Source organism: Pseudoalteromonas holothuriae (assembly GCF_945859825.1).
Classification (GTDB): domain Bacteria; phylum Pseudomonadota; class Gammaproteobacteria; order Enterobacterales; family Alteromonadaceae; genus Pseudoalteromonas; species Pseudoalteromonas holothuriae.
Genome location: NZ_CAMAPC010000018.1, coordinates 44610 through 68744, shown reverse-complemented (window position 1 = coordinate 68744; position 24135 = coordinate 44610). Strand labels below are relative to the sequence as shown.

The 24135-nt window shown below is 40.4% G+C and carries 26 protein-coding genes and 3 tRNA genes; 16 read left to right on the top strand and 13 right to left on the bottom strand.

Annotation, left to right across the window (positions count from 1 at the left end):
• Positions 1 to 109: 109 nt before the first annotated feature.
• Positions 110 to 487, bottom strand: a complete 378-nt coding sequence (locus OCI93_RS17345) for an RNA-binding S4 domain-containing protein (protein WP_261594702.1) — start codon at positions 485 to 487, stop codon at positions 110 to 112.
• A 170-nt stretch (positions 488 to 657) separates the two neighbouring features.
• Here OCI93_RS17345 and OCI93_RS17340 point away from each other — a divergent pair, with 170 nt between their 5' ends.
• Entirely contained in the window at positions 658 to 831 is a 174-nt protein-coding gene (locus OCI93_RS17340; RefSeq protein ID WP_261626917.1) for a hypothetical protein, read from the top strand.
• A 358-nt stretch (positions 832 to 1189) separates the two neighbouring features.
• The gene (locus OCI93_RS17335; protein ID WP_261626916.1) at positions 1190 to 1843 is read left to right on the top strand and encodes a hypothetical protein; all 654 of its coding nucleotides are present in this window, start codon (positions 1190 to 1192) and stop codon (positions 1841 to 1843) included.
• Positions 1844 to 1887: 44 nt separating this feature from the next.
• Here the strand turns inward: OCI93_RS17335 and OCI93_RS17330 are convergent, their stop codons facing one another.
• Positions 1888 to 2631 (bottom strand): hypothetical protein, encoded by a 744-nt coding sequence (locus OCI93_RS17330; protein WP_261626915.1) that lies wholly within the window; start codon positions 2629 to 2631, stop codon positions 1888 to 1890.
• 135 nt (positions 2632 to 2766) lie between these two features.
• Here OCI93_RS17330 and OCI93_RS17325 point away from each other — a divergent pair, with 135 nt between their 5' ends.
• The 4 genes from OCI93_RS17325 to OCI93_RS17310 all read left to right on the top strand — a co-directional run bounded on the left by OCI93_RS17325 (position 2767) and on the right by OCI93_RS17310 (position 6979).
• Complete coding sequence (locus tag OCI93_RS17325; RefSeq protein WP_261594674.1) at positions 2767 to 3432, top strand: SDR family oxidoreductase; 666 nt, start codon at positions 2767 to 2769, stop codon at positions 3430 to 3432.
• Positions 3433 to 3554: 122 nt separating this feature from the next.
• A complete protein-coding gene (locus OCI93_RS17320; RefSeq protein WP_261626914.1) occupies positions 3555 to 3920 on the top strand; it encodes a hypothetical protein in 366 nt (121 codons plus the stop codon).
• The gene (locus tag OCI93_RS17315; protein ID WP_261626913.1) at positions 3920 to 6265 is read left to right on the top strand and encodes a fatty acid cis/trans isomerase; all 2346 of its coding nucleotides are present in this window, start codon (positions 3920 to 3922) and stop codon (positions 6263 to 6265) included. Before OCI93_RS17320 ends, OCI93_RS17315 begins: the two co-directional genes overlap by 1 nt.
• Before the next feature lie 93 nt (positions 6266 to 6358).
• A complete protein-coding gene (locus OCI93_RS17310) occupies positions 6359 to 6979 on the top strand; it encodes a dUTP diphosphatase (protein WP_261594671.1) in 621 nt (206 codons plus the stop codon).
• 4 nt (positions 6980 to 6983) lie between these two features.
• Here OCI93_RS17310 and yrfG read toward each other — a convergent pair whose 3' ends face one another.
• On the bottom strand, positions 6984 to 7640 hold the full coding sequence (gene yrfG, locus OCI93_RS17305; protein WP_261594670.1) for a GMP/IMP nucleotidase: 657 nt from the start codon (positions 7638 to 7640) through the stop codon (positions 6984 to 6986).
• Positions 7641 to 7700: 60 nt separating this feature from the next.
• Here yrfG and nudE point away from each other — a divergent pair, with 60 nt between their 5' ends.
• The 5 genes from nudE to OCI93_RS17280 all read left to right on the top strand — a co-directional run bounded on the left by nudE (position 7701) and on the right by OCI93_RS17280 (position 9771).
• On the top strand, positions 7701 to 8264 hold the full coding sequence (gene nudE, locus OCI93_RS17300) for an ADP compounds hydrolase NudE (protein WP_261594669.1): 564 nt from the start codon (positions 7701 to 7703) through the stop codon (positions 8262 to 8264).
• A 1-nt stretch (position 8265) separates the two neighbouring features.
• Positions 8266 to 9060: a 3'(2'),5'-bisphosphate nucleotidase CysQ gene (gene cysQ / locus OCI93_RS17295; RefSeq protein ID WP_261594668.1), complete on the top strand. Its 795-nt coding sequence runs from the start codon at positions 8266 to 8268 to the stop codon at positions 9058 to 9060.
• A gap of 160 nt (positions 9061 to 9220) precedes the next feature.
• Positions 9221 to 9297 (top strand) — tRNA-Met (locus OCI93_RS17290).
• 160 nt (positions 9298 to 9457) lie between these two features.
• Positions 9458 to 9534: transfer RNA gene (locus OCI93_RS17285), tRNA-Met, on the top strand.
• 160 nt (positions 9535 to 9694) lie between these two features.
• Positions 9695 to 9771: transfer RNA gene (locus tag OCI93_RS17280), tRNA-Met, on the top strand.
• 603 nt (positions 9772 to 10374) lie between these two features.
• On the opposite strand, the gene OCI93_RS17275 is transcribed toward OCI93_RS17280, so the two are convergent.
• The 6 genes from OCI93_RS17275 to OCI93_RS17250 all read right to left on the bottom strand — a co-directional run bounded on the left by OCI93_RS17275 (position 10375) and on the right by OCI93_RS17250 (position 15670).
• Positions 10375 to 11523, bottom strand: coding sequence for a dipeptidase (locus tag OCI93_RS17275; RefSeq protein WP_261594667.1), 1149 nt, complete (start codon positions 11521 to 11523; stop codon positions 10375 to 10377).
• A gap of 77 nt (positions 11524 to 11600) precedes the next feature.
• Positions 11601 to 11849, bottom strand: coding sequence for a YheU family protein (locus OCI93_RS17270; RefSeq protein WP_261594666.1), 249 nt, complete (start codon positions 11847 to 11849; stop codon positions 11601 to 11603).
• On the bottom strand, positions 11846 to 12823 hold the full coding sequence (locus OCI93_RS17265; RefSeq protein ID WP_261594665.1) for a hydrolase: 978 nt from the start codon (positions 12821 to 12823) through the stop codon (positions 11846 to 11848). The genes OCI93_RS17270 and OCI93_RS17265 overlap by 4 nt, the downstream gene beginning before the upstream one ends.
• Before the next feature lie 203 nt (positions 12824 to 13026).
• Positions 13027 to 13167, bottom strand: coding sequence for a hypothetical protein (locus tag OCI93_RS17260; protein WP_261626912.1), 141 nt, complete (start codon positions 13165 to 13167; stop codon positions 13027 to 13029).
• Between the two features lie 119 nt (positions 13168 to 13286).
• Positions 13287 to 13754 carry a TIGR02444 family protein gene (locus tag OCI93_RS17255; protein ID WP_261626911.1) on the bottom strand — a complete coding sequence of 156 codons (468 nt, stop codon included), beginning with the start codon at positions 13752 to 13754 and terminating at the stop codon, positions 13287 to 13289.
• Positions 13751 to 15670, bottom strand: coding sequence for an ATP-binding cassette domain-containing protein (locus tag OCI93_RS17250; RefSeq protein ID WP_261594661.1), 1920 nt, complete (start codon positions 15668 to 15670; stop codon positions 13751 to 13753). Before OCI93_RS17250 ends, OCI93_RS17255 begins: the two co-directional genes overlap by 4 nt.
• 173 nt (positions 15671 to 15843) lie before the next feature.
• Here OCI93_RS17250 and OCI93_RS17245 point away from each other — a divergent pair, with 173 nt between their 5' ends.
• Positions 15844 to 16044, top strand: coding sequence for a YheV family putative zinc ribbon protein (locus tag OCI93_RS17245; protein WP_261626910.1), 201 nt, complete (start codon positions 15844 to 15846; stop codon positions 16042 to 16044).
• Positions 16045 to 16061: 17 nt separating this feature from the next.
• Here OCI93_RS17245 and OCI93_RS17240 read toward each other — a convergent pair whose 3' ends face one another.
• Positions 16062 to 16274 carry a SlyX family protein gene (locus OCI93_RS17240; protein ID WP_261626909.1) on the bottom strand — a complete coding sequence of 71 codons (213 nt, stop codon included), beginning with the start codon at positions 16272 to 16274 and terminating at the stop codon, positions 16062 to 16064.
• Positions 16271 to 17260: a WD40 repeat domain-containing protein gene (locus tag OCI93_RS17235; protein WP_261594658.1), complete on the bottom strand. Its 990-nt coding sequence runs from the start codon at positions 17258 to 17260 to the stop codon at positions 16271 to 16273. The genes OCI93_RS17240 and OCI93_RS17235 overlap by 4 nt, the downstream gene beginning before the upstream one ends.
• A 254-nt stretch (positions 17261 to 17514) precedes the next feature.
• Between OCI93_RS17235 and fkpA the strand changes: the two genes are divergently transcribed.
• Positions 17515 to 18267, top strand: a complete 753-nt coding sequence (gene fkpA / locus OCI93_RS17230; RefSeq protein ID WP_261594657.1) for an FKBP-type peptidyl-prolyl cis-trans isomerase — start codon at positions 17515 to 17517, stop codon at positions 18265 to 18267.
• 75 nt (positions 18268 to 18342) lie between these two features.
• Here the strand turns inward: fkpA and rsd are convergent, their stop codons facing one another.
• Complete coding sequence (gene rsd / locus OCI93_RS17225) at positions 18343 to 18813, bottom strand: sigma D regulator (protein WP_261594656.1); 471 nt, start codon at positions 18811 to 18813, stop codon at positions 18343 to 18345.
• A gap of 448 nt (positions 18814 to 19261) precedes the next feature.
• On the opposite strand from rsd, the gene hemE reads away from it, so the two are divergent.
• On the top strand, positions 19262 to 20326 hold the full coding sequence (hemE, locus tag OCI93_RS17220) for a uroporphyrinogen decarboxylase (RefSeq protein WP_261594655.1): 1065 nt from the start codon (positions 19262 to 19264) through the stop codon (positions 20324 to 20326).
• Positions 20327 to 20406: 80 nt separating this feature from the next.
• Here hemE and speE read toward each other — a convergent pair whose 3' ends face one another.
• Positions 20407 to 21267, bottom strand: a complete 861-nt coding sequence (speE, locus tag OCI93_RS17215) for a polyamine aminopropyltransferase (RefSeq protein WP_261626908.1) — start codon at positions 21265 to 21267, stop codon at positions 20407 to 20409.
• Between the two features lie 393 nt (positions 21268 to 21660).
• Here speE and OCI93_RS17210 point away from each other — a divergent pair, with 393 nt between their 5' ends.
• The gene (locus OCI93_RS17210; RefSeq protein ID WP_261594653.1) at positions 21661 to 21930 is read left to right on the top strand and encodes a hypothetical protein; all 270 of its coding nucleotides are present in this window, start codon (positions 21661 to 21663) and stop codon (positions 21928 to 21930) included.
• Positions 21931 to 22151: 221 nt separating this feature from the next.
• On the top strand, positions 22152 to 24032 hold the full coding sequence (speA, locus tag OCI93_RS17205; protein ID WP_261626907.1) for a biosynthetic arginine decarboxylase: 1881 nt from the start codon (positions 22152 to 22154) through the stop codon (positions 24030 to 24032).
• Positions 24033 to 24135 lie beyond the last annotated feature (103 nt).

Genomic DNA, 24135 nt, shown 5'->3' with positions numbered 1-24135 from the left:
CGTTGTGAAGCGATGATTGGCATATGCCACATAACTTGCGGCATATTTTTTGGCCTATTCTTAACTTTATTGCGATCGAATACGAAAATTCAAGGTTTCAGGTTGCTTTTTATCCAAATGAAATGGGTTTGCGTCCTGTTGAGCTATCTTTTTTATCTTTACGGCTTCTATTGCGTTTTTTGCGTTGATTTGGTGCATCTTGCACTACCTTAGGCTCTTCGATTATCGCTGGGCGCTCTGCGGGCTCAACACCTTCAGCAAGCGTGAGTTGATAGATCTCACCATCAAATCCCAAAGTGTCACCAGCGTAAAGTTTTTTTCTCTTTACTGTACATAGTTCGTGGTTTACAGCCACATAGCCTTCTGCGATAAGCACTTTTGCTTGCCCACCTGTTTCAGCTAAATCTAGCACTTTCAAAAGATTGCAAAGCTCAATCGGCTCTTCTTCTAACTCTATTTCAATATATTCAGGAGGTTGTTCTAACATCATTCGCTCGCACTGTTGCCGTTTGCGTTAGTATACCTCTTTGATGCGATAGGTGACGAAACTTTTTCTAAGATTACGGTGACTTTAATGCTATTAAAGTGATTGGCGTGTATCTTGCCGCCAAATTTGAATGGGTTGATTGTTGTAGTTTTTAAATAGGAACTAGCACTATGGGTATTCGTTCAGCATTGAAAAAAGAATTAATGAACTTAGATTCGCAAGGGTTGATGACCGCAGACGATGTTCGGCATTATTTGCAAATGCATTTAACATGGGTAAAAGACAAAAATATACATTGTTTTAATTTAATAGCCCGTTTTAATACACACCATAATCAAGTGTAGTCAGGCTTATTGAGTCAGGAGATTGCGTTAACACATGAGCGGCATCGATTATTTAAAGAAGTGCTGTATCCTAAATCTGCTTTGCAAAAGTGGCTGGCTCAACAGTAACTTTGTAATCAATTCAGATCTTATGAGCTTAGATGGAGCATTTTGTTTCAGTTCTTTGTTACTTTAAGGTATCTGCTAGTTTACTTTAAAAGCAGCCAATAGGTAGGCATTACAGTGCAGCTTGAGTTCTCTGCTATGCTAATTGTATACATCTACAATTAGATGAAGTTTGTAATGTTCAACTCTTTTTTTTTGCATAATATACGTAACTTTTTCTTTTACGATACAAGCCAGCACTTATGTTGTAAATGTGAGCGAAAGTGTGGCATATCAAATGGGCAAAGACACAGTGTTAAAATCGTTACGAGCCATCTATCACCCGTTATCTATTAATCCTACCTTAGTCTATTTACCAACTAAAAGAGGCCTTCAGTTACTTAATAATGGAGAAATTGACGCCGATGCTGGGCGTATTGATAAAGCCATGGCAGGTTACACTAACTTAATTAAGGTACCTTACCCATTATCTAAATTTCGTTTATTTATTTTTTGTATTAAGCCCAAAGAGTGTGTACTTAATAAACAGGTAGGACATTTAATTATACAAGGCACGCTGCTGTCAGAGCAGTTTTGCCAAAATGCACAATTGTCGTGCAATATTGTGGCAAACGATATTTCAGCATTTTCGGCGCTGCAAAAAAGCTTTGCCCCCACACTGATTGCTAATGACCGATTTGCGGTAGGTACTATATGCGCATCTGGTATAAAGGAAATTTATGCTAGACCTTTAACGAAAGAACTTAAAGCCTATCATTATGTGCACAAAAAGCATGCTGATTTGGTTCCCCAATTGACCCAATCAATTAAAAAGTTAATGGATAAGAACTTATTACAAAATAGCTTTCAAAGCTTAACTGGTGCTGCCAAAGGCTGTGCATTAAAAGTCACAATGTTGGGGGAGTAAAGGCATTACGTTCATAAATTTTTGATGTATGCCTACTTCAAAGATCACCCCTCTAAAGCTTGGTTAGTAAGTGTAATAACTTTTATATTACAATGTTTTGCCGCGTCTGAGAGGCTTCTAAATGTTCCTGGTAGTACTTTGCTTTCAATTAGATAATCGATCGACTGTGTTAGTTTGGGGATCAATTCAGCATGTTTTTTATTCACATAGTGATATATAGAATAAATCTGTGTTAAAGGTTTGGTGTATATTTGGCTCAAACCAGATTTGCACAAAGTGCCCAAGGCAAATCTATCATTGGTGATAAGTGCTGGCGCATGACCTTTTTGTAGCGCTTTAAATGCAGAAACGTCGTTCATAACACGATTGCAGTTTAAGTTTAGCTTATTACATAGCCTTGCAGCCATTATACCACCTTGAATAACCAAGATCCCTGCCTGTGAATTAGTCTTGCAATCTTGCTTATTTAAGCAATAAATAGACAAGCGCATTTTAGTAATGGGAGTGGGTATTTTTAGCAAGTTCTCGTACTGCGTCACAGCCTTATCCACTCGGCCTGCTTCGGCGTCCAGTATCCCTTCATTCACTTGCTTTAATCCTCGTTTGGTTGGTAAAAAAACTAGCTGTGGTGTAATAGACACCGGTGCATAAATAGCTTTCATGGCATAAATAACTTTCTCTTTTCCTAACTGATAGGATAGTGCCTCACTGGCATTAATAGTATATGTTTGGGCATTTACTGACGTGCATAAAAATATCACAAGAGCCAAGGGTAAGTGTTGAAACATACTGTTAAAATTCCGATGAAGTACCTTATATCAGCTTAGCAAAGAACCACGTTATTGCCTTCGCAGGTCATGTGTTTTTCTATTAACTATAGGTATACTAAAAAGCACTAAATTGTGTTTACTAAAGGAAAGAAAATGACAAAACATATACTTGTTACAGGTGCAAATAGAGGGATAGGGTTGGAGTTCTGTAAACAATATAGTGAGCAAGGGTATAGGGTTACTGCAGCAGTGCGTAAGGCAACAGCAGAGCTTGAAGCGCTTAATATCGATGTTATTTCTGGTGTTGATGTCAGTAACGCTCAACAGGTAGCCGAATTGGCCAGACAATTATCAGGACAACCAATAGACATTTTAATCAATAATGCAGGTGTATTTCATAACGAAACACTTACAGATATGGACTTTGAGGCGATTGAACAGCAAATGCAAATTAATGCCATTGCGCCCCTTCGTGTGGTTCATGCACTACTATCTTCACTTCACTCAAGCAGTAAGGTTGCAATGATCACCAGCCGTATGGGCTCCATTGCAGACAACGGTTCAGGCGGCTACTTAGGTTATCGTATGTCAAAAGCGGCTTTAAATGCGGCGAGTGTGAGTTTAGCGCATGAATTAAAAGGAAGGGGAGTGTCTGTGGGCCTCTTTCATCCTGGCTTTGTACAAACTCAGATGGTTAACTTTGCAGGCGATATATCTCCTAAAGAGGCCGCCGAGCGGTTATGCCAACGCATCGAGGCGCTTAATTTAGATAACACTGGTGGGTTTTGGCACTCAAATGGTGAGGTATTACCTTGGTAAGGTGTATTTTATTGTGTGATAGCTGGCTTACCTTTTATAAGGTAAGCCAGTAGTCAATTAAGGTTAAGCATAACTTATGCTAGTATGTGAACATCTAGGTATTAGCAATATGACTGACCAATATGGAACTTTCTGAAAACACACCACTTAATCTGCCACTTTTTTTACTCAATGACCAAATTGAGCAAAGAGACATTAAAAGTCCAGATCTCACTCTGGAAGTGATATTGGATGAAACACTGCTGGCGCATTTGTGTCAAAACCCCAGCGCAGATGAGAATATCAGCATTAACTTACAGAGCTATCAACTCAAAGCTGAGCAAGTTGTTTATGACAATATCCCCGGTGGTGAACATCAGGCGCAGTTACTACTTAATCATGGTCCTATACTCAGTGCGGTAGTCAGTGTTGACGATGAACACGTTTTTATTTCTCCACCGATAGAGATGATGCCTACTTTTGATTTAGGTGAAGAAGAGGATAGCTAATGAACGTTCGTACAGGGTGGATGCTAGCGATAGTTTTATTACTTTGTGGCTGTGTGACATTGGGTATGAGTCACTATGACGATATTTATGGCGAAGCCAGCGTAAAAGTACGAAATGTTGAATACAATCAGGGTGGTGGGGCGGAATATTTGCAGCTGGTTAAGCCTGTTTTGGAACAGCGCTGCGTGGTTTGTCATGGCTGTTATGATGCACCGTGCCAATTAAAGCTATCTTCACCAGAGGGTATAGACAGAGGTCTAAATAAAGAACGTGTCTATAACGGGACAAGATTACTGGCTCAAGCGCCATCAAGATTGCTTTTTGATGCAGATAATACCAAACAATGGCGTGAAAAAGGGTTTACGTCAGTACTCAATGAACGAGCGCAAAACACACAAGCCAACTTGGCTGGCAGTGTGCTGTATAACAGCTTGTTGTTGAAAATGAGTAAACCATTTCCACAACAAGGGCTGCTTGGTGACGAATTTGACTTCTCTTTAGATAGGACACAAAGCTGTCCAAGTATGGATGAATTTGACAGCTTAGCCAAAAGCCAACCTCATGCGGGTATGCCATATGGCTTACCCGCTATTTCTGGATTCGAATTCAAACAATTAGAGAGCTGGCTTAAAAATGGCGCAAAAATGGCGCAAATAGCACCTCCGTTAAATGCTGAATTGCAACAAGTCAGTCGTTGGGAACAGTTTTTAAATCAATCGGGGCTAAAATATCAACTGGCTGCGCGGTATATTTATGAGCATTGGTATTTAGCCAATATTTATTTTCCTGAACATAACCACAGTACAACCCCCAATTTTTTTAAATTGGTACGCTCAACTACCCCACCGGGTGAGCCAATTGATTTGATAGCAACCAGACGACCTTATGATGACCCTCAGGTGAGTCGCGTATATTATCGGCTGATGCATGAGCGCAGCAGTATTTTAGCGAAAACCCATATACCATTGGCTTTATCCGATAAAAAAATGACGCGATTGCATGCGCAGTTTATTGCTGCGGATTACCATGTGCAGCAGTTACCGAGCTATGAACCAAAAGTAGCTTCTAATCCATTTAAAGCGTTCGCGGCTATCCCAGTAAAGTCAAAGTATCAGTTTATGCTTGATGAAGCTGAGCTTATTATCAAAGGGTATATTAAAGGTCCTGTCTGTCGTGGTCAGGTTGCACTTAATGTTATTAATGATCAATTCTGGGTTGCCTTTGTTGACCCACAAAAGAATAGTTCGCCACAAGTAAGTGAGTTACTGCTGCGCCATGATGATGATTTAGCATTGCCTGCTCAAGAGCAAAGTAATGTGTTACCTATATCGAGTTGGGTTAAATATGCCAATCGTCAGCATGAATACCTGAGCGCTAAAACAAAACTCGCGAATGAGCTATTAAAAGATGGCAAGTCATTAACCACGGATCTTATTTGGCAAGGGGATGGTCATAACGATAATGCTGGGCTGACGGTTTTTCGTCATTTTGATAGTGCGACAGTAGTAAAAGGGTTTGTTGGCCAAACACCAAAAACCATGTGGCTATTAGACTATGCATTGTTTGAACGTATTCATTACTTGTTAGTGGCTGGGTTTGATGTATATGGCAACATAGGGCATCAATTGCATACGCGCTTATATATGGATTTTTTGCGTCTTGAAGGTGAGCAAAACTTTATTAATTTATTGCCTCAAGACGTTAGAAAAGAGGTAAAAAACCACTGGTATCGTCAATCACATGTGAGTTTAAGTGAATTTATTAATCGCAAAAGCTTATTAGCTGCACCTACGGGTATGTCTTATACCAGCGATAAGCCAAAATTAGAACTTCACGAGAAAATAACAACGGCCCTTGAAAGTGTTCTAAGCCAACGCTATGACTATAAATCTGTAAGTGGGCCTTTGGCTAAATTAAATAGTCTGCCACATAAAGCGGTGAATTTATTGCCACAAGTCTCTTTTATATTGCAGCGGCAAAATAATGGTGAGCATAAAGCATTTACACTGATCCACCATAATGCGCATTATAATATCTCGAGTTTACTTAATGAAGGTGCACAGCGAGCGTATGAGGAAGATACCGCGACGCTTGTGCCTGGGTTTATTGGCGATTACCCCGAAGCTATTTGGTATTTAGCCGATGAAGCAAATACTGCTGCATTTGTGGCTCAGCTGAAAACGATTAATAGCGAGCAACAATACAGTGAACTGGCTCAAGCATTTGCGATTCGTCGCACTCATCCACAATTTTGGCAATATAGTGATTTATTGCATGAAGTTGCTAAACAGTATCGAGGTATTGAGTATGGCTTATTTGATTATAATCGATTAGAAAATCGTTAATCTAAGGATTAGAAAAGTTAGCCTTCAGGCTGTGCAGAGTGCATCTTACTGCGGTATGATAACAGCCTTTTTATAGTACAAAGAGAGAGCGCAATGTCAGCCAATATCACTAAGCTAGTTGTGATGTTAGAAATGCAAAATGCCATGAATACAAAAGTTCATGCGCAATGGTTTAACCAAGGGTTTGAATGGTACCGTGCAATTTGGGTTGAGTGTGCCGAAATGCTTGACCATTATGGTTGGAAGTGGTGGAAGAAACAAACACCTGATACTGAGCAAGTAATTTTAGAGCTGGTGGATATTTTCCATTTTGGTCTTTCTTTGCGTATTGATGGTGAGACGGCTTATCAAGCATTGGCTGAGCAACTTGAGCAAGAGTTAGCGCAACCTCAAGCTGCAGTAGACTTTAAACAAACACTGGAAGTGCTAGCAGCCAGCGCGGTTGCTGATAAGCAATTTAACGCGCAAGCTTTTGCCGGTTGTATGCAACAAATCGGTATGGACATTGATGATTTATATCGTGGTTATGTTGGAAAAAACACTTTAAACTTTTTTCGCCAAGATAATGGCTATAAAGAGGGAAGCTATATTAAGGTATGGCAGGGTCAAGAAGATAATGAACATTTGGTTGAGGTAGTAAAAAGTCTAGATACCGAGCACCCAGACTTTGCCAAAAAAGTATATGCCGGTCTACAGGCTCGCTATCCAAGCTAGTGCTTTAGGTTATGGGTAGTAATGTTCGATAGTCGGTGATAGATAAATAGTCAGTGATTTCATTCACTGGCTGTTTGCTATCTGGGTTAGCCACTGCTAGTAAGTGTCCAATTCCAAACTCTTTGGCGGCATTAAGCACACTTAAGCTGTCATCTACAAACAGAGTTCGTTGCTTATCAAAACCTAAATCTGCATGTACTTGCTGCCATAATGATTGACTCTCTTTACTCACACCATATTGATGAGTTGAAATTAACACATCTAAATAATGCGCGAAATCTACAAGTTCTACTTTTAAACTGAGGCTGTCAGGATGAGCATTAGTTAATAAGATTAGCTTTTTGCCTGACTTTTTGAGTGCAGTTAAAAATTCAGGTACGTCCTCTCGTATCGAGATTAAATGTTGGATTTCTTTTTTGAGCGCCATAATAGGTAAACCAAGCTGTTGCTGCCAGTAATCTAAGCAGTACCATTGAATTTGCCCATGAACGGCTTCATAGCGCTTTAAAATATCTATTTTAGCAGCTTCAAAACTGATATTTTGTTTTTTTGCATGTTCGGTAGGAACAACGTGTAACCAAAAATAACTATCAAAATGTAAATCGAGTAACGTGCCGTCCATATCTAGTAGTACAGTATCAATTTGTGACCAATTTAGCATAGGCATTTATCGTCAAAGGCTTTATGATTAAGTGTATGTCATCATAACAAATAAAAACCTATGTCACAGAAAAAGCATCCAAACCCACCAGAGATATTGCATTGTGAAGTGACTGCAAAAAGTCGCTTGTTCACGGTTGAGTCACTAAAGCTACTGTTTTCAAATGGTGAACAGCGTCAGTATGAGCGTATTAAAGGGGGAGGCAGGGGTGCTGTGATGATCGTGCCAATAACAGCTGATAATGAGCTACTATTAGTAAGAGAGTACTGTGCTGGTACTAACAATTATCAATTGGGCTTCCCGAAGGGGTTAATTGACCCGGGAGAAACACCAATTGAAGCCGGTAACCGGGAGCTAAAAGAAGAAGTAGGTTTTGGCGCGGAACAATTTTGTGATTTAAAAACGTTATCTTTAGCACCGAGTTATTTTAATGCCAGAATGCATATTCTTGTCGCAAAAGGGCTTTATCCTGAGCAATTGGAAGGTGATGAACCTGAACCGTTGGTGACCGTTAAATGGCCGTTAGCACAGTGGGAGCTGTTGCTGACACAAAATGATTTTACGGAGGCTCGAAGTGTTGCGGCGTTGTTATTGCTTCAACAATATTTAACGCAGGAGGTTTAATATGCAAAAACTGCTGGAACCCTGTATCTCTCTTGCCATCAAGGCGGGGGAGGCGATTATGGCTATTTATCAAAATGAAGATATTGGGGCACGCGAAAAGTCGGACCACACACCTGTAACTGCAGCAGACTTGGCTGCCAACGAAGTGCTAACGGCCGGTTTAAAGGCGCTTGCGCCAGATATTCCTATTATGTCGGAAGAAACACCGATACCAGAGTTATCTTTACGTGAAAACTGGCAACGCTACTGGCTGTTAGATCCAATGGACGGTACGGGTGAATTCATACTGCAAAGTGGTGATTTTGCGGTAAATATAGCACTGATAGAAAATAATCAGCCGGTGTTAGGTGTGATTTATTGGCCCTCTAAACAAACTACGTATTATGCAACGAAAGGGCAGGGGGCATTTAAGCGCTCCAATGAGACACAGCAACAAATTTCTGTCGCCTCACCAGAGAATTTAACCTTAGCTGTTAGTCGCCGCCAGAAGTTAGAGGCTGTGAGTCAGTACCTTAATAGCCAATTTGATACCGTTGCGCTTGGGTCATGTTCTTTAAAGGCATGCATGATTGCTGAAGGTAAAGCGGATTGCTTCTTACGTGTGGGGCCAACCGGAGAGTGGGATACGGGAGCTTCGCAAGTTATTGTTGAAGAAGCGGGTGGCTGTATCACCGATGCTGAATTTAATCCATTGACCTACAATCAGCGAGAGCATACTGAAAACCCCGATTTTATCGTTATGGGCCACCCTGATTGGCAATGGCAAAAGCTGATAACACCACATCACCGTAGCTAATTATTGTATTTTGTTTGATATTTGCTCGCTTGAATTGTTTTGTGCAGTTAAAGCTTGCATTTGAAATTCAATCCTATATTATAGCGACCTCTTCGATAGGCAGGCTTTAAAATCTTGTTTTTTGGGGAATAAAGTTTAAGATTTTTTCTTAAACTACAGGCGCGGGATGGAGCAGCCTGGTAGCTCGTCGGGCTCATAACCCGAAGGTCGTCGGTTCAAATCCGGCTCCCGCAACCACTATTTTTACTTAGTTGGTACTGTATTAACCTGAAGGTTTTACCCGAAGGTCGTCGGTTCGCTCTTTACAATTCAAGAGCTCCCGTAACCACTTTTCATTAAGTGGTTACTGTAAGACTTCTTTGTTAAATCAGAAGTAAAAAAGTATTTAACATACAGGCGCGGGATGGAGCAGCCTGGTAGCTCGTCGGGCTCATAACCCGAAGGTCGTCGGTTCAAATCCGGCTCCCGCAACCACTTCTTATTTAGGTGGTTACTGTATTAGCCTGAAGGTTTTACCCAAAGGTCGTCGGTTCGCTCTTTAAAACTCAAGAGCTCCCGCAACCACTTTTTATTTAGGTGGTTACTGTAAGACTTCTTTGTTAAATCAGAAGTAAAAAAGCATTTAACATACAGGCGCGGGATGGAGCAGCCTGGTAGCTCGTCGGGCTCATAACCCGAAGGTCGTCGGTTCAAATCCGGCTCCCGCAACCACTTTTTAGTGGCACTGTAATCTCCTTATTTGAATCTCATCTAAGTCGTCGGTTCACCCTTCATAATTCAAGGCTCCCGCAACCACTTTTTAGTGGCACTGTATTCTCCGTATTAAAATCTAGTTAAAGTCATCGGTTCGCTCTTCATAATACAAAACTCCCGAAACCACTTTTTAGTGGCACTGGATTATCAGTATTAAAATCTAATAAAAATCGTCGGTTCACTCTTCATAATACAAAGCTCCCGCAATCACTTTTTAGTGGCACTGTATTCTCCGTATTAAAATCTAATAAAAATCGTCGGTTCACTCTTCATAATACAAAGCTCCCGCAACCACTTTTTAGTGGCACTGTATTCTCCTTATTTAAATCTCATGAAAGTTGATATGGTTACTAAACTTTTCTAGACAGAGTTGTTCAGCTCATAGCTAAATTTTTCAAACGATATACTGAAACCCTTGCTTAGTAACTAAGCCATTTATCTATCGCAATATCTGATCATTTATTTAATGTAATTGGTATGAGCCGTCTAATATTCATACAATGAAAAGTAAGTGTTGTTTGAGGTGGGGAAGAGCAAAGCGAACTTTGCTCTTTATTAGGTTTAAAATTGAGTCGCGTACTCTTCCGCTTGACGCCAAACTCTCAGTGTATTGCCGCTGAGGATTTTTTTGATTTTCCCTTCGCTATACCCGCGGTCTAATAAACCTTGTACTAGGTTTGGATAGCTAGACACATCTTTAAGGCCAACAGGAAGCGAGTCGCCCACTCCATCGTAATCAGAGCCAATGCCAACATGGTCAATACCAATGAGTTTTACGACATGGTCAATGTGATCTAATACTTGCTCTAACGTTGCATATGGAAAAGGATTTTCTTTAATGTATGTTTCGCGTTCATCGGCCTTGTTACGTTTATCATACCAATTGCGCGCATTGGATGTGACAAAGCTAGAGCCAAAGTTTATTTGGATCACGCCACCATTTTTCTTTAGTGCTTTTAACATGTCATCGTCCATATTTCGCTCAAAACCTGGCGTGTATTTACGTAGCGATGAGTGAGATGCAATAACGGGAACTTTTGACAGCGCTATGGTTTGGTAAAAAGCAGCATCTGAGATATGTGAAACATCAATCAACATACCAATTTTATTCATTTCCACGACTAATTCTTTACCAAATGGGCTCAAACCTTGCCATTTACGGCGGATATCATAAGACGAGTCAGAAATATGGTTACTCTGTGAGTGGGCGAGGGTGATATAGCGTACACCTCGGTCAAAGAAATGTTTAAGATTTTTTAAATCCCCCTCAATTGGTGAGCCGTTTTCCATCCCCATAGCAATAGATATTTTCCCTTGTTTAAAGTGGGTGTAAATATCCTTGCTAGAAGTGGCGACAGCAAATTTTTCAGGCGCTCTAAATGCTAATGCTTCCATACCATCAATTAATTGGTTGGCGAGCTGATAGCTTTTACCCTTACCTTCAAATTCAAGGTTGGCAGGAATATAAATCGACATAAAGGGAGCATTCAGGCCTCCTTTAACGGCTCGTGGGTAATCAAAATCACCGTCTTCAGTAGCTTTGGTCACATCAGCCCATTTATCTTTGATACGATAGGGTACATCAATATGGGTATCGATAAGAATGTTCTTTTGAGCGATTCGTTGAGCACGTTCAGAAGCTTGATAATCTTGTGCCTGGGCGGACAAAACCGACAATGCTAGGGCACAAAGCGTAAAACGTAATGTCATTAGCCTTCCTTTGATTATTATAAGTATAACTGAAACTATAACCGAAAAAGCAGGTTGGCTAAACGATCTGCGACCAGTTATTCAAATTCGTTATAGTCTTCACTTTGCATGGTTTGAAATTGCACTTTAGAAACGATATTTACGGATTCATGCAGCTCAGAGAAGACAATCAACGCATCGCCATTTTTTAATTGGGATTTGACGTGTTCAATTTTAGCCTCAGTAGAAAACTCTTGCTCGCCGTAGTCGGTGCCTTCACGTAATACATAGTGCTCAATCAGGTTTTCTAAGGTGGCTTGATTTAGTTGTTGATATGGAATGATCATTTTAATCTCTGCTGCAGCGAGTGGAAGTAGTGAGGTACTGCTTGTTCTAACCAAAATTCAGGCTTAAGTGGATTTTTACCGCCAATAAAGCCCACATGCCCTCCAGTCTCTGATACAGCAAGTGTTACGTTGCCACTAACTTGAGACGCGTTCGGCACTGCCTGAGATGACAGCATTGGGTCATCTTTGGCGTGAATAAGTAAAGTGGGTGTCTTAATATCATTTAGGTAACTTTGCGCACTGGCTTTTGTATAATAGTCTTCAGCTCCTTTAAAACCATGCAGTGGAGCTGTGATCAAATTGTCAAACTGCCATAGGTCATCAATTGCGTGCAGCTTTTTCTCGTCGATGGTGAGTACATCAGCAATGGTGTCGAGTTTGCGTGAAAATGAACGTTTCATTCTATCGAGCAAGTACTTTTGATATAAACCAAAACAGCTTTTGCGGATCACTTGGCACGATGAAGATAAATGGTGAGGAGCCGATATCACAGCAGCGCCTTGCAAACCACTTTGCTGCTGTTGTTCACCCAAATACTTAGCTAATACATTACCACCTAATGAAAATCCTACGGCATAAAGTGGTCTATCAGTAAAACGTTGTTTGAGCGTGTTTATTAAGAATTCAAGATCGGATGTTTCGCCACTATGATAGGCGCGTGGCAAGCGATTGGCCGCTCGTGAACAGTTACGAAAGTGCATTAATACGGCATCAAAGCCTTTTTGCGTTAATGCTTTGAGCATACCTTTAGCATAAAAACTATTAATATTGCCTTCAAGACCATGTAATACGATTGCTAAAGGCGCATTGGGGCGTTGCTCCTTTGCCCATGCTAACTCTAAAAAGTCCCCATCGGGCGTAGTGAGTTCTTCAAACTTAACCGGTACTTTTTGTAATGGACGAAAAAAGCGTGGCAGTATTGTTTGAGCATGTCGATTGCGCATCCACCATGCGCTGTTAAATAAGTAGTCCATAAAGCGTTTTTAAATTGAATGTGGTAGCAGTGTAACAAAGAACACCCAGACTGTTGAGCGTAAAATAAAAAGCACCTTACTAACTAGGTTAGTAAGGTGCTTTGTGCGTCGTGCTTAATTTGTTTGCTTTTGGGGGAACAGATTGTCAAAGTACCCTTAATATTAATTTAGCGCACCAGCGCCACGATCAACATGAACTTTAACTAACTGGGTACTTCAGCTTCTTGTATTTTTTTCACAAAGTAATAAACGTAGAAGATACCCAGCGCAATCACGGTGCCTAAGATCCCAAAAGAGAGAAACAATACTGGGTCACTGAAAAAATCTCTAAAGAATACGTTCATGGCTGATGCCTCCTAACTTGTCGATGGAGTAATCTTAGTCTAGGAGTAATAGGGCTGATATGATCTCGATCAAGTTTCAAAGTGAGTTGTATATGATGTTACTCAGAGCTTGATCTCGATCATGATTTTTTGTCTGTTAGGCTTGCTCTGAGTTGTTTAATTTGTATATCGCTAAGGTAAAACGACAGGTTATTGCTTGGTTTTTTACTTGATAGTGTAAATTTGTTAACTAGCTGAACTAGCTCAGATTGCTGTAATCTCTCTAATTGTAGTTCACTGTTTAATAATTGCTGGCGTGACTCGCTATAGCGCGGGTGCTTGATAAATTGTAGTTTGAGCTGTTGCCTGATATGTCTATGAGGAGTGAGCAGTTGCTCATCCATATCATGACACTTTGCCGCCAGTTGCGTAACTTCATATTCAGTAAGTTGCAGGTTTAAGTGTTCAAGGTAAAACAGCAACAAGCATAGATTAATATTTTTCTTCTGTTCATTTTGTAAATTCAGCAAGGTGTGTTGGGCACAACCTTGCTGGTATAGATCACATGAAAACGTCCAAAATGCTTGTTCGTTAAGTTGAACATTCATATGCAAATATTTTGCTCAAACTCAGCTTGCTTTTCCTCAAGCTCTTCTAATGCAAATAGCAAAGACTCTTCTACTTCATTGAGTAATGGTGTAATTGTGGCTTGCTTTGCGAGTAACTCAGTGAGCTTGGTTTTGTTTTCCTCTTGGTATAAATCGTTATCAGCAAGTTGTAGCTCAATATTGGTCAATTGCTCAGTGTATTTATCTAATGACTTTTCAAGTTTTTCAATATTTTTCTTTAGCGGTTGTACTGATTTTCTAAACTCAGCTTCAAGGCGCTTTTGCTCTTTGCGATTGTTACTTGAATGTGCTTTATCTTCGGTATCAGGTTTTTTAGTGGCTTCTTTGTTGGCGTTAAGTAACCATTGATAATATTCGTCTAAATCATAACCAAATTGCGTTACTTCACCGTTATCGACTAGGTAATATTCATCAGCGGTATTTTTTAGCATATGACGGTCGTGCGATACGGTGACCATCGCGCCTTCAAAGCCTTGCAAAGCCATAACCAGTGCATGGCGCATTTCTAAATCTAAATGGTTAGTAGGCTCATCTAATAATAATAAATTTGGCTTTTGGTATACCAGCATAGCAAGCACCAAGCGCGCTTTTTCACCTCCTGAAAATGGTGCAACAGGCTCTAACGCTTTATCGCCGTTAAAGGCGAAGCCCCCTAAAAAATCACGCAAAGATTGCTCACTTGCTTTTGGGTCTAAGCGTTGAAGATGGGTAATTGCGCTGGCACTTAAATCAAGTGACTCAAGTTGGTGTTGAGCAAAGTAACCAACCTGCAAACCTTGATGCATAAACACTTCACCAGCTTGTGGCAGGAGTTCGCCTGAGAGCAATTTGATCAATGTTGATTTACCCGCACCGTTACGACCTAACAATGCAATTCGGCTACCAGGTACTAAGTTAAGCTTTATTTTATGTAATATGGTTATCTCGCCATAGCCTGCTTGCGCACCATCTAGAGTCATTAATGGGTTTGGTAAGGTACTTGGTTGTGCAAACTCAAAGTCAAAAGGTGAGTCGGCATGCGCTGGCGCAAGTTTTTCCATGCGCTCTAGTGCTTTTACGCGGCTTTGTGCTTGTTTGGCCTTACTTGCTTTGGCCTTAAAACGGGTAATAAATTTTTCTAAATGTTCTATTTGTTCTTGCTGTTTTTCAAACAAGGCTTGATGCTGTGCCATGCGCTCTGCTTTTTGGCGTTCAAACTGTGAGTAATGGCCTTTGTATACATTGATTTTCTGTTGATCAATATGCCAAATTTGGTCGACTACGGCATCTAAAAACTCTCTATCGTGAGAGATTAGAACAAGTGTACCAGTATAAGCACGTAAAAAACGCTCCAACCAGTAAACCGCGTCTAAATCTAAGTGGTTGGTGGGCTCATCGAGTAATAGTAAGTCAGCATCACGAATAAGCGCTTGGGCTAAGTTTAAACGCATACGCCAACCACCGGAAAAGGCACTTACTGAATGACTAATTTGTTCGTTACTAAAGCCTAAACCGTGCAGAAGTTCACCTGCTTTTGCTTCAATACTGTAGCCCTTCATTAGCTCAAGCTGTTGATGTACAATTGCTTGCTTGGCTCCATCTTCAGCCTGTTCAGCTTCTTTAAGTGCCACGCGGCATAGGTAGTACTCAGGGTGGCCCTGCAACACATAATCTAACGCGCTGATATCCAGTGCTGGCGTTTCTTGTTTTACTGATGCGATTGACCAATCTTTTGGGATGGATAACTCACCAGCATCCAGTGTTAGCTCACCTTTTAACAGCGCGAAAAGGGAAGACTTGCCACAGCCATTAGCACCAACCAAGCCTACTTTATGTTCAGGAAATAAAGTGGCACTGGCATTTTTTAATAAACTTTTAGTACCACGCAGTAATTCAATATCAGTCAGCTGGATCATAGTGTTTTGTTGTTTAATCTGAATAAAGTGCATTGTAACATGAACGATTGTGTTTAAGTCAGCACCGATGTACTGATTATCCGTGTATATATTTTACGGTCGTATCTTAGCGCGTAGCTTTAGGGTAAAATTATAGCTAATGATGTTTGGCTGATAGTTGCAGAGGTATAACCATGAGGCAAAAGAAGCGTTTTATTGCAGGGGCATCTTGTCCAAAGTGTAAAGAACTCGACGTGATGATGTTGTTTAAAGAGCATGATGTGGAGAAAGTGGAGTGCGTAAAGTGCGGCTATGTCATGACACAACCTGAAGAGGCTGTGCAAGCTTCAACACGTCAGTTTGAGCAAGTAATTGGTGTATTTAAACCAGAGTAAACCTCTGGTTTAGTGTATTAGTAATGAGGCGGTGGTGGCTCTTGATGCTGAGGCATTAAACCTTCTTCTTGGCCTTCTTTGATTTTTTCACCCAGTAATTCTATTTGACGCTGCATTTTAGCAAGCCTTTGCTGGTGCATTTTGAGTTCATCATTGAGTGTGTCAATAGTATCATCTTGAAAAGATACTTTAGCTTCTAGCTCCATAACACGGTTTTCTAATTCAGTCATTGGGACTCCACATGATTAAAACGCTCTAATAAGCCACTTGAACTTTCGGTGATTAAAGCATTATTTTGTTCGACAAAGGTAACATCGAACACAACTGCCGATTTAGGCCGACTGCCTTCGCGCGGTTGCACTTTCCACAGCCCCAATTTTTGTCCATCTTTGACGCGCCAAAGTGTAAGTTCTCTGTTTGGCGAACCGGTGGCTAGAAGAGTGCCAGATTGATTGAAGCGGACCGCGCTGAATATCTTCTGGCGCGCAATATACTGTAATTGTGAAATGAGATCACCTGAAGTTAGCCGCCAAATACTGGCTTTTTTTAAACTATCGGCAGTGAATGCATATTGACCAGTCGCATCTAGCGCTACTTTCGTTACACGACTAGGGTGGTTGAAGCGGTGAATTACTTGTCCTGTGCGAGTATCCCAAAAATAAGCACTATAATCATTTGCCCCAGAGAGCGCAAAGTATCCATTAGGAGACAGGTCTATAGAATTTATTTTTTCTTGGTGACCTAGGAACTCTATGCGTCTTCCACTTTCTAAGTCCAGGTGCACAACCACGTTGTCGCTTCGTCCATAAAGTACATAACGTCCTTTATTACTAATAGCGATGTCTCTAATTGTGCCCGTTTGGATTTGATAAAAACCGAGGTTTTTGCCTGTGGTAATGTCCCAAATAGCAAAAGTTTCGTTTTCAGCTGTAACGGCAACGCTATTGTCATAGGCAATAGCTAATGAATGGACTAAGTTGCCATCAGGCTTTGATTGTTGCCATTGATATTTTAAGCCATGGACTTGATTGTCCCACAGGCTGACACCATGTTCTACAGATGACACTAAACTGTAACGACCATCATGTGAAATAGCAGCAGCAAAAGCGCCTCTGGTGGCATGCTCAATAGTTAAATCGGCTTTTTTATCAGCTGGTGTGCAGCTACTTAATAAAAATAGCGTTATTAACAGCAAGAAGCGATCAAGTTTGGGCATAATATAGGTATTTCCCCTTAACGCTGTGAGTTACACAAGGTAAACTATAAAAATCTAAACAATTTAAGTGTATTGTTACTTTGATAGTAGCGTATCGTTACCACAAAGTCGCTACAAGTCACAGAAAACGTTATATATCTGCATTGATGTCATACAAGTTGGCATCTATCGCGATGAATGGTAATGTGGCTAAATAGAATTAACCATTAATATAATATTAACAGGCAGCCGATGGGCTTGTCGGAGAAAAGAGAATGAAACAGACGATTAAATTGTCTTTGGTGGCAGCTGCAGTGCTTGCTCTGACTGCATGTAACCAAAAAGCAGAAGAAAAACCAGCTGAGTTAAAATTAGAAACAGAAGCACAACAGCAAGCCTATGGTATTGGTGCATCAGTGGGTAACTTTTTACAAAAAGATTTAGCTGATAAAACCAGTTTTGGTTTGGAGCTTGATCAAGCACTTTTAAAGCGTGGTTTTGAGGATGCACTTGCGGGTAATGCACAATTAGATGAAGCAAAAATTCGTGAAGTGTTGACTGCACTTGATACTTCAGTGCGTGAAAAGCAAGCTGAAAAAGTAAAACATGAAGCAGAAAAGAACAAAGCGGACGGTGAAAAGTACTTAGCTGAAAATGCGAAGAAAGAAGGCGTTGTTGTTACTGAGTCTGGTTTACAATATGAAGTGATTTCAGAAGGTGACGGTAAAAAGCCTGTTGATACTGATAAAGTAACTGTTCATTATAAAGGTACATTGTTAGATGGTACTGAATTCGATAGCTCATATGCTCGTGAGCAGCCTGCTACTTTTGGTCTGCGTCAAGTAATCAAAGGTTGGACTGAGGGTTTGCAGTTAATGTCTGTTGGTTCTAAGTATAAATTTACTATTCCAGCTGAACTAGGTTATGGTGAGCGTAATTTAGGTAAAATTCCGTCAAACTCAACGCTGGTTTTTGAAGTTGAACTACTTGAAATTCAAGATGAAGCTCAAAAAGCAGAAGCTGAATAAATTCGACTCAAAGCATTAAAAAAGGGCCCTATGGCCCTTTTTTAATGCTTAATACGTTCCGCTGCGTATTGAGCATTAATCGCTATGATTGGCGTACAAATTATCAATCAGTTCGTCTTCTAATTCAAAACGAGACTCTAACACTTCACCTAAGTGAGATAGGTCTTTATCAAAATCCTGTAACACCTGTTCCTGAGAATTTTCTGCATACTTATCATTAAAGTCTAAAGCCACATCGGTGGTACCAGCAATGCGTGGATACAGTGCTTGTGCAAGTTTAGCACTATCCGGACCCTTTTCTTCGCAAGCTTCTACTAAGTTATCGTAAATCTCAAAGTGCCCAGCTGAAAGGTAGTCCATTAGTATTTGACAAAAAGCTTGGATCTTCATCTGATCAGGCAAGGCATGATCTTTTTTGTCATAAGGAGAGAATCCTGCAAGTTTGTAGTACTGCAGTAATAATTCTTGTCGCTCTGCTAACCATGCATCAATAACACTATGGCTGCCTCCCCACTTTTCTTGGGCTCGTTCTAACCGTGAAAGCATAGTGATCTCCTATTGCGGATTGTTTCCTCTATAAAAAGGAAATCTGCGGCAAAGGTCAACCTATTTTTATTTTTATTGTAAAAAAACATAATAACTCATTGATAGTTAAGGGGTTCCTTTTTTGGGGTTTTCAAAAAGAAAAACCACCTACAAGAGGTGGTTTGAATGCAGTTTAGCTAGTTGATAACTATTGTTATTCTTATTCTAAAGGTGTTTTGTTGTTATTTTTGTAACGCGACAATTTTATACCAAGTTTTGACCTCTATTGTAAACACCTAGGCGACATGATTTTTGCCTATTTTTGATACTAATTTACTAACTTTTTGAGTTATAGGAACTTTAATTTAGATTATATGCGGATTAATTTGCGCTTGGGTTTAGATAGAGTGCTTGCCAAGATGGTGGTACAATCTGAACAATTTTTAAAGTTTTGGAGTCGAGATACGCTATGAGCGAATTGAAAAACGATCGTTATTTACGTGCGTTGATGAAACAACCTGTTGATGTCACTCCGGTGTGGATGATGCGTCAAGCAGGTCGTTATTTACCTGAATATCGTGCAACCCGAGCACAAGCTGGTGACTTCATGAGTTTGTGTCGAAATGCGGAGTTAGCTTGTGAGGTGACGTTACAGCCATTGCGTCGTTACCCGCTAGATGCAGCAATTTTATTTAGCGATATTCTGACGATTCCAGATGCAATGGGCTTAGGTCTGTATTTTGAAACTGGTGAAGGTCCTAAGTTTGAGCGCCCGATCAGTTCACTGCAAGATGTAAAAAATATCCCTAAGCTCGACCCGACTGATGAGCTGGGTTATGTAATGAATGCGGTGAGTACTATTCGTCGTGAACTCAAAGGTGAAGTACCTCTGATAGGCTTTTCTGGCTCGCCTTGGACACTGGCAACATATATGGTTGAAGGTGGCAGTAGCAAGGTGTTTGGTAAAATTAAGAAAATGGCATTTGCAGAGCCACAAACCCTGCATTTGTTGTTAGATAAATTAGCCGATTCAGTTATTGACTATTTAAATGCGCAAGTAGAGGCAGGTGCACAATCTTTGATGGTATTTGACTCATGGGGTGGAGTGTTAAGCCCACGTGATTATAAAGAGTTTTCTTTGCAATATATGCACAAAATTGTGGATGGCTTAATAAGAAATCACGATGGTCGCAAAGTGCCAGTAACGTTATTTACTAAAAATGGTGGCCAATGGATAGAGGCGATAGCTGCAACAGGCTGTGACGCTATTGGCCTTGATTGGACGATTGATATTGCAGATGCGAAACGTCGTGTTGGTGACAAAGTGGCACTACAAGGGAATATGGATCCTTCTATGCTTCATGGAACCCCTGAGCGTATTCGTGAAGAGGTACAATCTATTTTGGCTAGCTTTGGTGATGGTGCGGGCCACGTCTTTAACCTTGGTCATGGTATTACACCAGATGTTGACCCTGAAAATGCAGGTGTATTTATTAATGCGGTGCATGAGTTTAGCGCTAAATATCACAAGTGATGATTGGCTAAATGGCTAAATAGAAAAACCCAAGCATGCTTGGGTTTTTTGTGTTTTATTGGGTCATTTGAGACAGGCGCTTATTTAATAAATGCACGTTTCATAAAGTTAGGCGTGGCCAATGCGCCTTTGTGGATACCTGAGTTGTAATACTCAGTGTCAAATTTTGCATTGTCAGCGTCTTGTTCTCTAAAGCCGTTAAATGGTTCACCTTTACGTGCTAGAGTCGCAGACCAGAGGCCGCTAGGGTAGATGGGTTGTGGAAAAGGCAATGTATGTAAATCAACAAAGCCTACCTCGAGCATAGCATCACGCATATCTAACAATAAAGGCATGTGAGTAAGTGGTGACTCACTTTGTTGAACGAGAATACCTCCAGTGCGCAGAGCTTTTAAGCAGCTAGTGTAAAAGGCATGGTTAAATAGCCCTTCACCTGGACCAACTGGGTCTGTGCCATCAACGATAACTACGTCAACAGATTCAGGTGCAATTTCGCGCATGTACTTAATGCCATCGTCGAACATTACAGTAGCACGGGGGTCACTATTTGACTCACACAGCTCGGGAAAATATTTAAGCGACATTTGTGTAACAACTTCGTCTATGTCGATTTGTGTAACATTTTCAACGTCTGGGTGTTTTAATACTTCTCTAAGTGTACCGCAATCACCACCACCAATGATCACCACATTTTTAGGGGCTGGGTGAGAAAATAGTGCCGGATGGCTTATCATTTCATGATAAAAGAAATTTTCTCGAGAGCTGACCATAGTACAGCCATCGATAATCATGAGATTACCAAAGTTGGTTGTCTCATACATCTCAACATTTTGAAATGGAGACTGAATTTCATCCAATTTTTTGTTGATGCGCAACGAAAAGGCGCTGCCATCACGGTCACTCACCTCTGTAAACCAACGGTTTGCTTCTAAATTCGACATATCAATGTTCACACTTACTATAAATTGTTGGCAATTCTGCCAGTGCTTGCGCGTTAGCTCAATCTAAATTTACGTTAAAAGAAGTAACCTATCTGTTTATCGTACATAACACTGAACTATTTAATAATAGAGCAACTTTGAAATTTATGAGAAGCAATATTGCGCGCTTTTATTATTGACATATATGGTAGTGATAGGAAAAGCTAACAATGTAGCTTACGCTAGATACCATCGGCTTGGCGGTTTTAATTGTTGAGCAGGTATTTATATTCTTAAACTTACAGTCAAGGAATAAACCGTTTACATATTAAGCAAGAATAATGTAATGTTGGCATAGAGTACTCTAAAAGGTACTCAATGATTAATAACACTAAACTATAAAAAGGAAGATATATGAATATTAAATTGCACTTATCAGCTGTGGTAGCTGCAGGGGTTTTGCTACTAAGTGGTTGTAACTCTACCAGTGAGGGTAGTAGTGATACTCGTGTCGCAAAAGCAGATAATGCAGATTTGGTATGCGAATCTCGTCCAACAACAGGTAGTAACCTGCGGAAAAAGCGTTGCATGTCACGAGCGTTAGCGAAAGAGGTTCGTAAAGAAACCAGAGAAGCTATGCGTAGAGTTGAGGTTAAAGGTAGAGCTCAAAGTCATACTAAATAATTGATGTGACTATGCAGGTTTATTGTAAATCAATTGATAAGCCTGCGTATTGAAACTTACAGCATCGATTTCATAGGTTTATTTCACTGATAGTTACTTTAATTACCTAATAATACTTTCTTTTACACATCCCCTAATATGCTATTGACGAAATAAATTATGGTCGCTAATCCATACGCTGCGTATTAAAATAGGATTTTAGTAATTTAAAAGAGTGGGCTATGGATTGGGGTTTAGATACAGCACGTGAAATATACAATGTAACTCATTGGAGCGAAGGGTATTTCGATATTAATGGGCAAGGCGAGTTGGTCGCTTATCCAGATGGTGATAATAGTAAAACACCAATTTCATTCAATAGCCTCACCGAAGAGTTTAAAGCGCAAGGTTTAACCTTGCCCGTGTTAGTACGTTTTACCGATATCCTCAAGCATCGCGTAGATACCATGACTGAAGCGTTTGCTTTAGCATGTCAACAACGTGATTATCAAGGTCAATACAATTGCGTTTATCCGATAAAAGTTAATCAGCAGCGCTCTGTTGTGACTCAATTACTAGCACACCCAAGTGGCCAAGTTGGTTTAGAGGCTGGCTCAAAACCTGAATTAATGGCTATTTTAGGTATTGCAACACAGCCAATTACGATTGTTTGCAATGGTTATAAAGACAGTGAATTTTTGCGTCTAGCTTGTATTGGCCAAGCAATGGGGCATAAGGTCAATATTGTTGTAGAAAAGCTATCAGAATTAACCACACTTATTAAAGAGATAGATGACTTAGGCATTGAGCCTGCTATTGGCATTCGTATTCGTTTGAATTCGGTTGGAAAAGGTAAGTGGCAAAATACCGGGGGGGAGAAGGGTAAATTTGGTTTAACGGCGGGACAAGTACTCGATGCCGTTAATACGCTAAGAAGAGCCAATAAGTTGCATTTAATGAACTTGGTACATTTTCATATTGGTTCCCAAATCGCTAATATTCGTGATATCCATCGTGCACTCAAAGAGTGTGCACGTCACTTTGCAGAGTTATCACAATTAGGCGTGCCTTTGAAAACCGTAGATGTAGGCGGTGGTTTAGGCGTTGATTATGAAGGTTCAGGGTCGCGTAGTGCTTGTTCAATGAATTACACCATTGCAGAATATGCACGTAATGTAGTCAGTGCATTTGCTGAGGTGTGTGAACAGCATAATTTAACCCATCCGGCCATTATTACTGAGTCAGGGAGGGCTTTAACCGCTCACCATGCCGTATTAATTACAGATGTGATTGACGTTGAAAAGGCCCCTAATCAGCCTCAACCAGTTGCTCCTGCTCAAAATTCACACACGATTTTACAAGAGTTATGGCAAGCCTATAATCGGACAACAGCGCGTTTAGCGCTAGAGACTTATCATGATGCTATGCATTTATTTAGTGAAGCTCATGCACAGTACGTGCATGGTATGGTGAGCATGACTCAATGGGCCCAGATTGAACAATTGTACTTTACTATTTTGCATCGCGTTAGAGAGTTACTTAATGAAAATGCGCGTGCTCACCGTGAAGTGCTCGATGATTTAAATGAAAAGCTAGCCGATAAATTGTTTGTGAACTTTTCATTATTTCAATCATTACCAGATGTATGGGGAATTCAACAATTATTTCCTATTATGCCGATAGAGTCTTTAGATAAACCTCTGACTCAAAGAGCAATTTTACAAGATATAACGTGTGACTCTGATGGCCAAATTCGTGAATATGTGGAAGGCTCAGGCATTGAATCTAGTTTACCAATTCCTCCTTATGTCGCTGGCGAACAATACCATATTGCTATGTTCATGGTCGGGGCTTATCAAGAAATTCTTGGTGATCTGCATAATTTATTTGGAGATACGGACTCAGTTCATGTTGAGCTAAGTGATAATGGCTATACGCTGACGAATGCAATTAAGGGTGATAGTGTGCAAGAGGTGCTGAAATTTGTGCATTATGATCATGTTCAATTAGCAAAGAATTTTGAGGTAAGGGTTGAGCAAAGTGTTGAAGATGAATCACTTCGAGTGCAGTATTTGCAAGAACTCAATGCAGGGCTTGCAGGCTACACCTACTTTGAAGATTAGATAAATTATTAGCTGTTAGGTTTTTTGCAAAATAAAAACAAGGTATCATCCTGTATCATATTAAAGGCTTAGCCAGCATTTGGCTGGCTGCGCCAGTTGGCTT

Bases quoted from the DNA above. Each gene is read 5' to 3' on its own strand.
- OCI93_RS17345 (WP_261594702.1), bottom strand. From the start codon at position 487: ATGTTAGAACAACCTCCTGAATATATTGAAATAGAGTTAGAAGAAGAG.
- OCI93_RS17340 (WP_261626917.1), top strand. From the start codon at position 658: ATGGGTATTCGTTCAGCATTGAAAAAAGAATTAATGAACTTAGATTCG.
- OCI93_RS17330 (WP_261626915.1), bottom strand. From the start codon at position 2,631: ATGTTTCAACACTTACCCTTGGCTCTTGTGATATTTTTATGCACGTCA.
- OCI93_RS17325 (WP_261594674.1), top strand. From the start codon at position 2,767: ATGACAAAACATATACTTGTTACAGGTGCAAATAGAGGGATAGGGTTG.
- OCI93_RS17320 (WP_261626914.1), top strand. From the start codon at position 3,555: ATGGAACTTTCTGAAAACACACCACTTAATCTGCCACTTTTTTTACTC.
- OCI93_RS17315 (WP_261626913.1), top strand. From the start codon at position 3,920: ATGAACGTTCGTACAGGGTGGATGCTAGCGATAGTTTTATTACTTTGT.
- OCI93_RS17310 (WP_261594671.1), top strand. From the start codon at position 6,359: ATGTCAGCCAATATCACTAAGCTAGTTGTGATGTTAGAAATGCAAAAT.
- yrfG (WP_261594670.1), bottom strand. From the start codon at position 7,640: ATGCTAAATTGGTCACAAATTGATACTGTACTACTAGATATGGACGGC.
- nudE (WP_261594669.1), top strand. From the start codon at position 7,701: ATGTCACAGAAAAAGCATCCAAACCCACCAGAGATATTGCATTGTGAA.
- cysQ (WP_261594668.1), top strand. From the start codon at position 8,266: ATGCAAAAACTGCTGGAACCCTGTATCTCTCTTGCCATCAAGGCGGGG.
- OCI93_RS17275 (WP_261594667.1), bottom strand. From the start codon at position 11,523: ATGACATTACGTTTTACGCTTTGTGCCCTAGCATTGTCGGTTTTGTCC.
- OCI93_RS17270 (WP_261594666.1), bottom strand. From the start codon at position 11,849: ATGATCATTCCATATCAACAACTAAATCAAGCCACCTTAGAAAACCTG.
- OCI93_RS17265 (WP_261594665.1), bottom strand. From the start codon at position 12,823: ATGGACTACTTATTTAACAGCGCATGGTGGATGCGCAATCGACATGCT.
- OCI93_RS17260 (WP_261626912.1), bottom strand. From the start codon at position 13,167: ATGAACGTATTCTTTAGAGATTTTTTCAGTGACCCAGTATTGTTTCTC.
- OCI93_RS17255 (WP_261626911.1), bottom strand. From the start codon at position 13,754: ATGAATGTTCAACTTAACGAACAAGCATTTTGGACGTTTTCATGTGAT.
- OCI93_RS17250 (WP_261594661.1), bottom strand. From the start codon at position 15,670: ATGATCCAGCTGACTGATATTGAATTACTGCGTGGTACTAAAAGTTTA.
- OCI93_RS17245 (WP_261626910.1), top strand. From the start codon at position 15,844: ATGAGGCAAAAGAAGCGTTTTATTGCAGGGGCATCTTGTCCAAAGTGT.
- OCI93_RS17240 (WP_261626909.1), bottom strand. From the start codon at position 16,274: ATGACTGAATTAGAAAACCGTGTTATGGAGCTAGAAGCTAAAGTATCT.
- OCI93_RS17235 (WP_261594658.1), bottom strand. From the start codon at position 17,260: ATGCCCAAACTTGATCGCTTCTTGCTGTTAATAACGCTATTTTTATTA.
- fkpA (WP_261594657.1), top strand. From the start codon at position 17,515: ATGAAACAGACGATTAAATTGTCTTTGGTGGCAGCTGCAGTGCTTGCT.
- rsd (WP_261594656.1), bottom strand. From the start codon at position 18,813: ATGCTTTCACGGTTAGAACGAGCCCAAGAAAAGTGGGGAGGCAGCCAT.
- hemE (WP_261594655.1), top strand. From the start codon at position 19,262: ATGAGCGAATTGAAAAACGATCGTTATTTACGTGCGTTGATGAAACAA.
- speE (WP_261626908.1), bottom strand. From the start codon at position 21,267: ATGTCGAATTTAGAAGCAAACCGTTGGTTTACAGAGGTGAGTGACCGT.
- OCI93_RS17210 (WP_261594653.1), top strand. From the start codon at position 21,661: ATGAATATTAAATTGCACTTATCAGCTGTGGTAGCTGCAGGGGTTTTG.
- speA (WP_261626907.1), top strand. From the start codon at position 22,152: ATGGATTGGGGTTTAGATACAGCACGTGAAATATACAATGTAACTCAT.